13 protein-coding genes are annotated in these 14,183 nt (G+C 44.4%); 9 read left to right on the top strand and 4 right to left on the bottom strand.

The window, feature by feature from the left end; genetic code table 11:
• Positions 1–57: 57 nt before the first annotated feature.
• Positions 58–1,215 carry a sensor histidine kinase gene (locus tag Q0R35_RS05630; protein ID WP_295615114.1) on the bottom strand — a complete coding sequence of 386 codons (1,158 nt, stop codon included), beginning with the start codon at positions 1,213–1,215 and terminating at the stop codon, positions 58–60.
• 195 nt (positions 1,216–1,410) lie between these two features.
• On the opposite strand from Q0R35_RS05630, the gene Q0R35_RS05625 reads away from it, so the two are divergent.
• From Q0R35_RS05625 to Q0R35_RS05600, 6 genes are all read left to right on the top strand, one after another.
• A complete protein-coding gene (locus Q0R35_RS05625; RefSeq protein WP_295615113.1) occupies positions 1,411–2,160 on the top strand; it encodes a hypothetical protein in 750 nt (249 codons plus the stop codon).
• Between the two features lie 177 nt (positions 2,161–2,337).
• Positions 2,338–3,165: a serine hydrolase gene (locus Q0R35_RS05620; RefSeq protein WP_295615112.1), complete on the top strand. Its 828-nt coding sequence runs from the start codon at positions 2,338–2,340 to the stop codon at positions 3,163–3,165.
• Positions 3,166–3,170: 5 nt separating this feature from the next.
• Positions 3,171–3,428 (top strand): hypothetical protein, encoded by a 258-nt coding sequence (locus Q0R35_RS05615; protein ID WP_295615111.1) that lies wholly within the window; start codon positions 3,171–3,173, stop codon positions 3,426–3,428.
• A gap of 43 nt (positions 3,429–3,471) precedes the next feature.
• A complete protein-coding gene (locus Q0R35_RS05610) occupies positions 3,472–4,443 on the top strand; it encodes a GNAT family N-acetyltransferase (RefSeq protein WP_295615110.1) in 972 nt (323 codons plus the stop codon).
• A 17-nt stretch (positions 4,444–4,460) separates the two neighbouring features.
• Entirely contained in the window at positions 4,461–4,730 is a 270-nt protein-coding gene (locus tag Q0R35_RS05605; protein WP_295615109.1) for a hypothetical protein, read from the top strand.
• Positions 4,731–4,938: 208 nt separating this feature from the next.
• Complete coding sequence (locus tag Q0R35_RS05600) at positions 4,939–6,603, top strand: transglutaminase domain-containing protein (RefSeq protein WP_295615108.1); 1,665 nt, start codon at positions 4,939–4,941, stop codon at positions 6,601–6,603.
• A gap of 62 nt (positions 6,604–6,665) precedes the next feature.
• Here Q0R35_RS05600 and Q0R35_RS05595 read toward each other — a convergent pair whose 3' ends face one another.
• Complete coding sequence (locus Q0R35_RS05595) at positions 6,666–7,256, bottom strand: zeta toxin family protein (protein WP_295615107.1); 591 nt, start codon at positions 7,254–7,256, stop codon at positions 6,666–6,668.
• Between the two features lie 5 nt (positions 7,257–7,261).
• Positions 7,262–7,549 carry a hypothetical protein gene (locus Q0R35_RS05590; protein ID WP_295615106.1) on the bottom strand — a complete coding sequence of 96 codons (288 nt, stop codon included), beginning with the start codon at positions 7,547–7,549 and terminating at the stop codon, positions 7,262–7,264.
• A 174-nt stretch (positions 7,550–7,723) separates the two neighbouring features.
• Between Q0R35_RS05590 and Q0R35_RS05585 the strand changes: the two genes are divergently transcribed.
• Positions 7,724–10,867 (top strand): WGR domain-containing protein, encoded by a 3,144-nt coding sequence (locus Q0R35_RS05585; RefSeq protein ID WP_295615105.1) that lies wholly within the window; start codon positions 7,724–7,726, stop codon positions 10,865–10,867.
• Positions 10,868–10,876: 9 nt separating this feature from the next.
• Here the strand turns inward: Q0R35_RS05585 and Q0R35_RS05580 are convergent, their stop codons facing one another.
• Entirely contained in the window at positions 10,877–11,095 is a 219-nt protein-coding gene (locus Q0R35_RS05580) for a hypothetical protein (RefSeq protein ID WP_295615104.1), read from the bottom strand.
• 264 nt (positions 11,096–11,359) lie between these two features.
• On the opposite strand from Q0R35_RS05580, the gene Q0R35_RS05575 reads away from it, so the two are divergent.
• Entirely contained in the window at positions 11,360–13,009 is a 1,650-nt protein-coding gene (locus Q0R35_RS05575) for an SWIM zinc finger family protein (protein WP_295615103.1), read from the top strand.
• A 146-nt stretch (positions 13,010–13,155) separates the two neighbouring features.
• A partial coding sequence (locus tag Q0R35_RS05570; RefSeq protein ID WP_295615102.1) for a DUF3086 domain-containing protein occupies positions 13,156–14,183 on the top strand: 1,028 nt, incomplete at its 3' end.

Here is a 14,183-nt window from a genome sequence, read left to right as displayed (position 1 = left end):
TAAGAAGTAAGGAGTAAGAATTAAGGAGTTAGTAATATATTTTATTAGACATCGATATTATCGAAATGGGATGAATATTTTAATTTGGGTGCCTTGCTCTTCGTTACTAGTGAGGTAAAATTCGCCACCCAAACATTGCACGCGTTCTTTCATATTTCTCAAGCCAAATCCGGGGTGGGGTCGAGCTAGACTGAATCCTTTACCATTATCGCAGATTTGCAATACAGTACCATTATTAACAATTTTACTATCGATCGTCACCCGCTCGGCTTGGGCGTGCTTTTGGATATTAGTTAATGACTCTTGCACGATACAGTAAAGCTGATAGCTCGACTGAAGCGATAGCTGGGGAAATTGGAGATTTACAACAATCTGAAACGGCTGGTTTTGCTCCGCTAAGGCGACGATTGCTTCCTTGAGGTCAAAATTCGATTGCTTCATCGTTCCCAAGGCTTGACGGACATTATCGATCGCCTGGGAGCTAAGTTGCTTGGCAAGATCGATCGATTGTTGCGCTCGTTCTGGTTCTGTTGCTTGCAATCTTTGAGCGAGTTCGATTTGGACATCTAATGAAGTCAGCGAATGTCCTAAAGTATCGTGAATATCACGAGCAATGCGGTTGCGCTCTAAATCTGTGGCTAGTGTTTCAACTTGTTGAGTCAGACGTTCGGCTTTTTGGCGAGATTTTTGTTCTTCTACCCATACATTACCTAGTAGCAACACAAAAACACAATTAGACAAATCGCCCATCGCGATGTTAGTGATAATTCTGGGCACATTCAAATAAGCATCAATGTCTCGATTACGAATTGACTCGAATATTTCGGGCGCACGAATACTAAAACTAGTGATGTCTAGTAACAATGAAATCGCTGCGATTGCAATCGTTTCCCGTCGTGATAATAGTAGACAGCCCTTTAAAAGAAACACTAAGTTTAGAGTATATATCGGTACTCTCTGATGATAAGCTGTGGCAAAGATAATAATTGAGATGAGGAAATAAACTCGCCGTTGCCATAGTGGGCGACTCACAGGTAAAAATGCAATCAGCGGAGCGATCGCAATTATTGACAAAATAATATTGATAATATTCGGCAGTGATTTCCGTATTTCTGGATCGTTTAAGTTAAACCAAGTACTAACTAATAAAACAGATGTCTCGACGATTAATAGCGAGCGACGGGTAGTTGGTGAAATAGAGGGTACGGTTATCATCAGCAATCGATCGATTGATATTCGATCCGATTTTAGTTCGATCGCGATCGCGATCGATATGACTTTAGTAATATTTTCTATGACTTTAGGTAATACTCAGACCGCTGGGTTTTAGGTTAGTCTTTACCATGTCTGCCTTTTGATAGCATCAGATTCGATGCTTCAGCAGATTTAAAGATACACAGGGGTGAAGGCATGAAAAGTTATCTAGCCTATTTATTGGTCATTACTGCTTCGATCTCGATGACAACGCCGTCGTCAGTCGTTGCCAAACCCAAGCAATCGAACACCGTTAAGGAAACTCCTATCAATCGAATTATCTCTCCCGCAGTAGCACTAGAGCGACTGATTGTTGCCGAAAAGTTGGATGCGAATTGGTTCACACCTGAATTTCTCAAAGCAGTCGATAAAAATTCGGATGTGAATGCGCTGCAACTCCAGCGGGATATCACGATGAAGATCGGACGATTTAGGTATGGCAAGTATAAATCGGTTCAGTCGATTGGTGGTGGCAAATATCGAATTATTTTCGAGCGCGCCGAACCCGATGATGTAATTGTCAAGCTGGCAATAGATAACAGCGGCAGAATTGCGGGTGTGGACATTAGCGAGAAAAATAAACCCGCACCAACGGCGCAAGCGCAAGCATCGGCTCAAGCTGCACTCGATAAATCTTTTAAAACCAACACCCGTGCTAACGGCGAAAATAGCCCTATCCTGACTAGTCTCAAGCAATGGCTGGGGAATTATCAAAAAGTTCAAAAGATAGATGCAACCGACTATGTGGGCATTTTCGAGCGCGGTTCGGCACCTGTAACTATCAATTTTAAGCCGGATGGATCGATCGAAAACTATCGAATGGGCTGTCCCACTACCAAGCTTTCGCGCCAGCAAGCACCCGCCGCGCTCCAGAAAATATTAGCAAATTGTCCCAATCTCAAGTAAACACAGCTACATGCGATATCCATTCCAAATTAATTGGACATAATCGGACGTAATTGGACATAATTGGCTCATTAATTGGACAAGATAGCTAATCTGAGTTCGGGTTAAGCTACATTCGTCACCCGCCCGCGACTGAAGTATGGGCATGTCGTTCTCGATAAATTACGATTACATACTATGACATTAATAACGGATAAAGTCGATCGACTATTTACCCAGTGGGATAAACCCGATTCCCCTGGCTGCGCTCTAGGCATTATCCAGAATGGGGAAATCATCTACAAGCGCGGCTACGGGATGGCAAATTTAGAATATGACATTCCCATTACCCCTAATTCTGTCTTCGATATTGCCTCGAATTCTAAGCAATTTACCGCGATGTGTATCGTCTTACTAGCCAGACAAAATCTACTGACTTTAGACGATGAACTGCAAAAACATATTCCAGAGATTCCTCAATACAGTCACCCGATTACTCTCCGACACCTGAGTTGTCATACTAGCGGCTTACGAGACTATCTGGATGTGATGGAGATGAGTGGATCGAGCGGAGAGAATAGTTATTTAACCGAAGAACTTATTACATTAATTGCTCATCAGAAAAGCTTGAACTTTCAGCCAGGAACCGAGCAAAAATACTCTAACACTGGGTACTTTTTACTTGGAGAAATCGTCAAACGTGTCTCAGGTAAATCTCTGCGGGTATTTGCCGAAGAACAGATATTCGCACCGCTGGGCATGAAAAATACCCACTTTCATGATGATTTTAGAGAGATCGTCAAAAATCGAGCTGATGCTTACGAACCGAGGGAGACTGGTGGCTTTCAAACGGCTATGTCTTGGGCGGATGATGTTGGTGCGGGATTTGTTTATACAACTGTTGAAGATCTATTCCTTTGGGATCGAAACTTCTATCACAATATCTTGGGTGGCTACGGGCAAGATTTAATCGAAGAAATAACTACTCCAGGCAAACTAGATAATGGTGAGACTAGAAGATGTTAGGCTCTATGTCTCAAGATTTAGCAGACTATATCGGTACTTATTATTCTGCTGAATTAGATTGTAGCTATAAAGTGACTCTATCAGAGGGGAAACTATATCTTAAATGTAAAGGAAATATACCATTCGAGCTGAGATCGATCGGACAAGATTTATTCTTTGCAGGAGACGATTGCTTTAAATTTATACGGGATGAGCAAGAGCAGATAATTGGATTAGATCGATGTGGCGATCGAGTGCGGCGGCTGCACTTTAGCAAACAGTAGAGAACATTAATATCTGAATAATTAATAAAAAATGTAGATAATTATGGAAAACTTATCAATAACAATGCGATCGTACAAAGGTGAATCAGATTTACATAAAATTGTCGATTTATTTGATGCTTGCGAACGAGTCGATAGAGTAGAACTATCAATCTCGATCGATCGACTTCGATTAGCATTTAAAAATCCGGCAATCGATCCCGTAAAAGATTTGAGACTGTGGGAAAATGCTAATGGGCAATTAATTGGTTTTAGTCAATCGTGGATTGAAGAACCGATCGGAACCGATCTTGCCGATGGTGGCTTATGGTTTATCGTTCATCCAACTGCTCGTGGTGGTGACATCGAAGCAAAAATGATTGCTTTAGCCGAATCGCGCACTCGCGAAGTAGCACAGGAACGCGGGGGACAGCCTAAATTATTTACCTGGAGTCTGAGCAGTCAGATTGAAAGAATTTCCCTAATTAAACAACATGGGTTTGTTGAAAGTCGTCGTTTCTTTAATCTGTCTAGATCGCTGCATAACATAATTCCTCCACCCCAATTATTCGCAGGTTTTACAATTAGATCTGTCGATCGATCTCAAGACGCACAAGCTTGGGTAGATATGCACAATCGAGCTTTTTTCGGTCAATGGAATTTTCACCCTCTCACTGTCGAAAGCTATCAACATCGCTTACAAGATTCCGATTATTTACCAGAAATAGACTTAGTGGCTGTCGATTATGATGGCAAGTTTGCATCGGCTTGTTACTGCTCGATCGATCCAACACACAACACATTTACGGGTAGACAAGAGGGTTGGATCGTCCTTTTATTTACCGATCCAGATTTTCAGCGGCGAGGATTAGCAAAGGCGATGTTACTCAATGGTTTGGCTCGGCTCCGAGATTTCAAGATGGATATTGTCAAAATTGGTGTTGATTCTAGAAATTCTTTTGGAGCTGGAAAGTTATACGAATCTGTCGGATTTGAGCAGTTTCGTACCAATACAGCCTATGTGAAACATTTATAGATTTCAGCACGATCGTCATGATGAAAGCTAACACAAATTTTACCCTTCGTCCTGCTAACTCAGATGATGCAACACTGTTTTATGGTCTCATCAATCTGACGATGCGCGAATTTATCATTGCTACTTGGGGTAGATGGGACGAAGTACGAGTACAAACAGAATCTCACTTACATAGCAAATCGCTCAATTCGCAAGTTATTGAGGTCGATAATATTCCTGCGGGTGTACTGCGTGTTGCCAGATCGATCCTCACCACTTTAAAATATTTTCACAAACCATGCGTTTAAAATTACTCTTGACGAGCGTACTCAATTAAAACAAAGCCTCAATGCAGTTAAGGGATTAGGTGATTTTGCTACTGTCGAAATTGTGCCCGCAGATACCGTTAGAGGCGTGAGCATCAGCTTTGTGGTAAACACTCAACTAAAATTCGGATATTAGCCAGATCTGGCGGCTATACTAGACTAATTATTAGATGTCTTGAGCCGTTGAATTATGTCGCAGCCCGAATGCTTGTTTCCTGATGCTTCGCCACAGTCAACGATTCACCCGATCGGGGTCTATTCGCTCTTAGGACTGGCGACAGACAAAGAAAGGCTGCTGAGTGTCGATTCACTCCGGGGCTACTTGCTGGGCATCGCTCCGCAGACTAATGATACGATCGTCCTCAATCCTTATTGTGTTGCTGACTGGATCGGTGCGAGGGGATTGACATTGTGGGACGATAAGTTTTGGTTTGCCAAGGAAGAGGATGTATTTTGGTGCGATCGACAAACACTCACCCCGACACTATTTGCGCGTCTAGCTTACCCAGTTAATGGGATTGCCATTTGTGAATCGAGCGTCTATGTCAGTTGTCAGAAATCTGGCTATATCCAGATCTTCGATCGCGCTACAGGCGAACCGGGCGAACGATTTCCTCAACCTGGTGTCGGCACCGAAACGCTGACGATCCATCAAGATGCGCTGTGGGTATGCGATCTCACCGAGCAAACCGTTTATTGTCTCGACAAGCTCACTGGCAAAATCCAATTTAGTGCCATTACACCATTTCCCTCTCCAACTGGCATCGCCTTTATTACACCTGCTACAGGAGCAGAGCCGATTTGCTACATCGTCTATGCCGATGAAGAACCCTACATTCGCGACAATCCCAACGCCGAATCGCCGTATCAACTCACATTTCGCGATCGCACCTTCATTCATCCCCTCTACATCCAGCAGCACCCAGCCGAGCATTACACCCTCTCCAACGGCTATCTGATAGAACTCTCCTACATCGAAGAACTGCTGCCCCTCGAAGCCGTCACTATCAACCAGGTTGAGTGGCGGATTGCCCTACCCTCTAATACCTTGCGCCAGCGAATTCGCAGCATCGAACCGATCGGTCGGGAATTTACGATCGAAGAAAAGGAGGGGCAAAAAGTAGCAGTATTTAAGTTCGATCGCATTGAAGCCAATCAAGGCGGACTATTTGGCTGGAAAGCGACAATCGAAATGTACGGTTTAAAATACGCCCTCACACCTGCCGACATCGACGATAGTTTGTCCCTTTCTCCCGAACTTCAGGCACTTTATTTAGTCGATGATGATGACTTGGCGATGGATACACCCATCATTATCGAAGCCGCCAAAGCTGCCGTCGGTACCGAAACTAACGTGCTGCGGAAGATGCTCAAAATCCGCAACTATGTCTACGACAGACTCTCCTACGGCATCCAACCTCGGATCGATACCCCCGATGTCGCCCTAGCGCGCGGCGTGGGTTCCTGCGGCGAATATGTCGGCGTTTTACTCGCCCTCTCTCGCCTCAATGGGATCGCCTGTCGGACGATCGGACGTTACAAATGTCCCCAGCATCCCGAACTCCGCCATCTACCCCTTCAGCCCGATTTTAACCACGTCTGGTTAGAATTTTACGTACCCGGTATCGGCTGGCTGCCAATGGAATCCAACGTTGATGATATTATCGATCGGGGGCCATATCCAGAGCGGTTTTTTATGGGTTTAGCCTGGTACCACACCGAAATCGGTAAGGGCATCTCGTTTGAAAAAATGAAAGCCGCCGATAAACCCGAACATCTCTCGATGGGCGATTTAGCCATCAATCACATTCGCTTTAGAATTTTAGATGAGTTAATTCCTAATTTATCTTGTTAAACACTGTATCGATCGATCGTACTGAAAAATTACTGAGCCATTTTAGATCTGGCGATCGAGGGCTATGTTAAAAATCTCAACCACTCAGGCAGATCGATCGATTGATATCTGACCACACCATTATTAAACGAAACTACTAATCTAGCCTCAGCACAATCATCTGAATTATCATAAATCAGCGCACGATCGGCAACCTGAATCGCATCGGGTAGTAAAGCCATGACTCGATCGTATCTTGCCATTATTTTTTCTTTAGGTACATCATGCCCGCCCGATTGTACTCTCTGCCTAACCCGTTGCAGCGAGAGTTCAGGGCTAGATAATCCCACAAACACTAGCATGATGCGATAACCAGCACCCTTGGCAGACTGCATAAATTCTATTTTGCTGGGATGACTCATCACTGTTTCAAAAGCCATCGATTGGCGATCTCTCAGCCAGACATTTTTCTGTTTGTCAGCTTTTCTAGCCGCAGTATAAACTCTATCGATCGGGTCGGCAATATCGGTTAAAGTGAGAGCAATTTCATCAGGATTGACATAATTAGATGGAAATCCTGGTTCTTGGCGCAAACGAGCTGTAATTGTAGATTTTCCGGCACCATTAACGCCGACGATCGCAATTAATAAAGGCGAATTTGGTAGCGTAGCCATGAATCTTAGGTTTGGCTGGCTGCCTCAGAAACGGCTACTTTTTCGCCGCTAGGCTTTGTTTCATGCATGATGCCATCTCTCATCCCATAGGTGGAAATACCGCAAGTATGTAAGTCTTTGACGGCTGCGCGAGTTGATTCTTTGGCTAGCTCGGAAATTTCTTCATCAGTCATGTCAAAGAAACGATCGGTTGTCGATAATTCTGGTGTGGCTGTCGAGTTGCGATCGCCTTGGGGCGGGCTTACGCGATCGGACGGCGAACTGTATTTAGGTGTTGTTCGATTGTTTTGCATAATTCTACTTTAGCAAAACACAGCAGCGATCGTACGTTAAGATTGGATTAATTCACGATCGAAATTTACACTTAAATCTTTCCTGGCTTCGTTCTGGCAACACTGCTGCGATACTATCACTCGACAATCAAACTTTTTTATAGTACAATAGTATTGAAGTGCCATCTGCCGTATATGCAACTCATCCAGCGGAAAACCTTAACTTATCAAGCAGGTAATTCTGATAAAGTCTACGAAGTCGATTTAGCGGAGGTAGCGACCGATCGCTACATGGTAAATTATCGTTATGGCAAACGGGGTGGTACGCTGCGGGAAGGTGCGGAGACAGTGGCAGCGGTGCCGCTAGCCGAGGCGCAGAAGGTGTTCGATCGGTTGGTACGATCGAAAGTAAGTAAAGGCTATTTAGAAGCGGGTACGGCGGCACCTAGCGCGGTGGTAGCGCAGGTGATTCCAGCTATTGGCGACGATTTGGGTGCGCGAGATCGGGCGATTTTAGCGAGATTGATGTTGGCGGTAAATAATCGCAATGCCGTGGTTAAGCCTAAGGAATGGCAGATAAGTAGGGCAATTTGGCGATCGGGCGAGTTACAATTGACCGCAGCCGCACCGTTATTAATGCAATTATGGGGCAATAATACCCTGACTAATTATAGTATTGCTTGGGCGTTGGGCAATTGTGGCGATGAGAGTGCGGTACCGATGTTGATAGGTGTTTATCGTCAAGCAGATGCGCTCCCACACATTCGCCGGATCGCGCTCGAAGCTTTATTTAAACTCGATCCTGCCCAAATTCAGGCACGGCGGGATGAATTGATGCTCAAGTTACCGCAGCCATTACGCGATTTAGTACGGAATAAAGCCGAAATAGCAACGATCGATCGAGAGTTGCAAGCTTATTTAGCTACGGCAAAACCCAAGCAATTTGATGTGCTGGATTTACTCTACCAGATCGATAGCGACTGGATGCGTCCAGTGCTGCTCAATTTTATTAAAACTGCACCATTTATCCCCAACTATTTTCAGCGATTGCGGCATATTTTCAAAATTGCCGAATATCGACAAGATGCAGAAGTATTTGGCATTTTAGCATATCGATTTGAGACAAGTTCTCAATTTTATAATAGTAACGATTACGGAATTTACATTCCTAATAGTGGTCAATATTTAAGATTGAAAGATTGGGGGCGAAATTCTCAAACTGGTCGATATGAGGCTACATCTACTAGTGAATTCCAAACCGAAATGGAGCGATCGGATAGCCGATTGGCATATAGTAGTAAAACGCGAAATTACCTGCGGCGGCGGGTTTGGCGATCGCTTAAAACTTTGGGTGAAGAGGATCGTACTGAGTATGTGCGGTTAGCAACAGGGATACTTTTGCAATATAGCGATAATGATGCGTTACCCCCGCGAGACAGATGGGATAAATATGCGCCTTATTTAGCATTCAATCACATCCTTTATACTAACAGTCCCCGTTATGAATTAAAGTCAGGTAAATATATCTGGCAATGTCGATCTCAATTCAAAGTTGGCGATCCGGTACCAGATGTGCGAGAAGAAGCTTTCCCCAATTTGTGGGAACGATCTCCAGATCTATTACTGCAATTATTAGTTCAGAGTCAATGCCAACCCGTCCACGAGTTTGCAGTTAAATCGCTCAAGGTTTGTAGTGAATTTTGCCAGCAAATCCAGATCGATACACTAATTATACTATTAGAAAAACCCTACGCAGTCACCGCCGAATTCGGGTTTGAATTGGCTAAATCTCGATATCAATCTGAAACTCCTCAGCACGATCTGATTCTGGCGATTGCTAATTGTGCGTATGCACCAGCACGCAGTCAAGCACATCAATGGTTGCAAGCACAAATCGATCGATTCTGCACCGACGATCGTTTAATTGCGGCATTAGTAATTAGTATTCAGGCGGATACTCAAATATTCATGCGCCAACTTTTGGGGACGGCAAATATTCCCAATGCGACAGCGCAGCTAATTATCGGACGGATTATCGCTCAATTATTAACTTTAGATGCTACCCAAGTTAATTCGATCGAATATGCTGTTGAAACGCTAATTACTTGCTTCCCAATTCAACTAAGATCGATCGGGTTGGAAATAGTATTAGATCTGCTCCGCCATCCGATTCCAGCTTTACAGGTTTGCGGAGCGCAAATTTTATTAAACCATCAAATTGATGTTATCGATCTACCAGCAGGTTTAATCGATGCTCTCATCGAATCTCCCGTCGAATCGGTGCGCGTAATTGGCGTGCGACTATTCGGGCAATTACCAGATGAGATTATGCTCGAACGAATCGAACTAATTATCGCATTCGTCACCCACGAATTACCAGAAGTTCGGATGGCAATTAGATCGACTATCCATCGACTTGCGGCTAAACACATCACCTTTACTACTGGATTAGTCGATCGCTTAATTACGATTTTATTAGCACTAGAACGTTACGAAGGACTGCATACATTTATCTCCCAAATCCTGCAAAACGACCTACCAAATTGGATGGTAGCGACTAGTATCGAAACTACTTGGACATTACTTAAAGCACCTGGTACCGCTAGTCAGGAGCTAGCTGGTAAAGTTCTCCAAGCTAATAGTTCGCGATGGGCGCAAACATTAGATACCGAGAAAATTGCCGAACTCAGTCATCATGAAATTCTCGCCGTCCGCGAATCTAGTTGGCAAATGTTAACTCAAATATTACCTCGCTTACGCCAACAGGCTAGCGAATTACTCGCCGCCACAATGGTAATGGCATCGAAATGGGAAGATGCTCGTCAATTTGGGTTTCAATTATTTGGTGAAATACTTACCCCCGCCGAACTCACTCCGGCGATTGTTATTAGTATTTGCGATAGCAATCACGAAGATGTTCGTAGATTTGGACGCGATTTAGTCGATAAATGTTTTCAGCAACAAGACGGTTTAGAATATTTACTTAAATTTAGCGAACATCCGACTACAGATATGCAGCTATTTGCCAGTCAATATTTAGAAAATTATGCCGCAGGTAATCTCGAAAGATTACAAGAATTATTGCCATATTTTACCCGCGTTCTCGCCCAAGTCAATCGTGCTAGAGTTGCCAAACAACGCATCTTTGCATTCCTCCATAGTGAAGCTGTTAAAACTGAAGCGGCAGCTAAATTAGTCATCGAAGTTCTCACTCGTCAATCGGCTTCAATCGCGATCGGCGAAAAAGCTCGTGCGTTAGAAACCTTACTTAAAATTCATCAATTATACCCACAATTATCAGTACCAATTTTTATTAAGCCATTACCGATGAAAACATAATTCTAATGTCTATATACTCGATTTGCGATCGGATTCAGCAAGTTTAGTCGCTCGATCCTGCTCTAAAAGTTCTGCAAATCTGCCGATATCTTGAGGTTGATGCCATTGAGGATAAGGATTTGCATAAGCACGATCCGCAAGAGTTTCAAAAGCTTCAACATCGTCAGGATGAGCGATTACATAAGATCTCAATTCAGCTTGAGCCATTGCTTGAAAATCTGGTTTCATTAGTTAAACCTCCAGAACCCATTTGGATTAATTGTTATTTCAATTCCTTCACCAGCTAACATAAATATGTTACCAGTACGCCGATCGAAACGAACTAAATATATCAGTCTATACATCCTCGTGAGATCCTGCGATAGTTGAAGACAAGTTTCTGCTTGAGCCGATGTCGAACTGAAATTAGACATTGATTATCTAAATACTATTATAACTAACCTAGTTTATCCAGTCACCATCACCGATCGATCGCAATAAAGGAGAATATTAATGGAATTTAACTACAGCTATTTAGGTAACAGTAGCATTTCTGGTAACGGCGCTCGGACTAATATGTCTTTTGCGCCCGATGTCACCCGTAGCCCTACTTATTTTCGGGGCGAGTTGCGGCAAAATATTGCTTTTCGCGAAGCAATTAGCGCGCTCCACGATGTCGTTGTTTCTGACTTGCGCTTTCAACCCAAAGACAAAACCGCCTATAAAGAATGGGCGGCGCAACGTAACGATCTCGATTGGCAACTTATCGCCACTCAAAGACAAAGTGTTACCGATAGATTGCGCGAATTAGATGCCGAAATGACCGATTTGCGCCGCCGTAGTTCCGAGCGCACCAGCGAATATTACAAATCGGTGCGTCGTTATTTCGATTATTTGTATCAAAAAGATCGCGATGCGTGGTTTGTATTAGATCCGGTAATTACCGTGCATCCCGATGAAGTATTTTTCGAGTGCTTCAGTCAAGATGAATCTAGTTACGGGCGACTCGGCGCAAGCTACGAGGTTTTTAAAAACGTTGGCGACTTCGCCTGCGGGACGACTAATGTCGATTATTCGGCTGCTTTATACGACGAATTCCAAAAAATTCGCACCTATAAATCTACAGTTTTTGAAGTAGATCCTTCTGGATTTGGTGTCGAAACTGCGGGCGAGGCGGCTTATAAAGAGGTGAAAATCGATCTTCCCGACACATGGGTGCGGGGCTTCCTGCAAGTCAATTCAGCGATGTCCTTGCCCGCTGTCAGCTTCGATCTGCACCCGATGGATATTTACAATCTCTGTTTCGTACTCCGCCGCCGCAAAGAAAAAAATGGCCCCCGCAGTATGAAATATATCCTTAAACCGGGCGAACCAGTGCGGGTAATTTTCGAGCCGTGGAATCTGGAAGTAGTTTGCGATCGATCTTTTTATCATGGTAATAAACCCGAAGAAATTCGCGTTTGGGGACGGCGACGGTTATTAATTTTAGAGCGTTTAATTCCCGTCGCGCGTAAATTCACAGTCCACTTATTAGGCACTGGTTTACCATCTTTTTATGTTGCCGATCTGCACGATTTATCATTTACGCTCGGATTATCTGGTTGGACGGCAAATGACTGGGCAAAAGCCGGAAATTTCGATCTGATGGCTCCTCGCGCGACAGTAGATGATTGGACGAAGCAAAAAGTATTTGCCGGATTGCAAGAGAATTGGCTCGAATCTCCAGACGCTTTGGCTAAAAGATTAAAGCTCGATCGCAGCGTGGTGTTAGGTGCTTTAAGTGCTTATACTCAAGCCGGACGCGCAATTTTCGATCTAAATAAACAAGTCTATCGCGTTCGCGAATTGACTCAAGAACCACTGCCGATCGATCGATTGAGATTTGCTAACGATCGCGAGTCAGCCGCAACTGGATTCCTCACTAAAAAAGCAGTCAAAGTCGATAGTTCGAGTATCGATACAGGCGGTACCTTACATTTAGCAGGGACGATAAAAATTCAATCGCAAACATATAAACCAACTCTAGAGAGCGATCGAGACGAGCGATTAGTTGCTGCTAACTGTACCTGTAATTGGCACCAACAAAATAAGTTATTTAAAGGCCCCTGCGAACATATTCTCGCGCTGAGAATGCAGCATCAACAAACATTAGTGCGGCTGTAATAGTCCGAGACTGGGTACAATTGGAGGCAGAGTGGTGAGGTGAGATATAATAATTGGTGAGCGATCGAAAGTGTCACCCTCGATCTATGAGGTTGCGCCGCCGATATCATAGCCAATTTCAATCTGTGCTAGCCAAGCCAAAATCTATGAACTCCGACGGAACTGCAAAGCCAAAACCAGATCTCAAATCGCCCCCACCACCAGAAATTATCGATGTCAGCGTGGTAGAAGAGATCTCGTCAGTACCGGAGCCACTCGGCGATGTCTGGGATAGCGGAGATATTACCCCCCCAGCCGAAACAATACCTGTAGAACCAGATCCGATTTCATTAGATGAAAACTGGAGTATGCTCTTAGATGAAATTAGTCAAGAATTAGAACCAGCACCTGAGAGTACGCCAGCAGTTATCACTAATCCAATCGCACCATTAATTCGCGCCGAAACCGAAATTAAAGCCAAAATTGCCAAACTTCAAGCTACCCAAGCACAGCTCCAACAACAGATCTTAGATACGCAAACAAGTTTCGGACAAATCATCCAAACTTCAATTGCCGATCTCGAACAACGTCGCCAAAAACTGCAAATCTCCGTCGAACAACTCGAACGCCGACGCGAACGCATTCAGGAAGAAATTAACAAAAGTTTTGCAGGTGGCTCTCAAGATATTGCCATTCGCTTGCAAGGATTCAAAGATTATCTGGTTGGTAGTTTACAAGATTTAGTCGTCATCGCTGAAGAAATCGAATTTCCTCAACCGCCACCCGCTCAAATCCGCATCCAGACACCCTTACCCCAACCAACAGTTACCACCGCACCCGCTCGGAACCAAACCCCCCAATTTGCCGAACCTGCATTCAGATCCACCGCCGCCAAAGTTCGCGGATCGATCGATCGTTACCGTAACGCACCCGATTATTATGCCCCCACCTGGCAACTACGCCGCACCCTCGAAGCGGTTCATGCCGATAAAGTTTCCGACTGGTTTTTCACCAAAGACGGACGGGGAGCCATCCGCACGATGGGGAGCCGCCTGCAAAATATCCTCGTCGCCGCCACCGCAGTATCGGTATTGCGAGAGCTATACGGAGACTATCTCCGCACTCTCGTCCTCGCTAACCTACCCGAACGCCTCGGTGACTGGCGCAGGGGCTTTCAAGACTGTTTGGGACTGTC

Source organism: Chamaesiphon sp. GL140_3_metabinner_50 (genome assembly GCF_025361915.1).
GTDB lineage: Bacteria > Cyanobacteriota > Cyanobacteriia > Cyanobacteriales > Chamaesiphonaceae > Chamaesiphon.
Note: the sequence above shows the minus strand (reverse complement) of the source record. Positions and strands in the feature narration are given on the sequence as shown.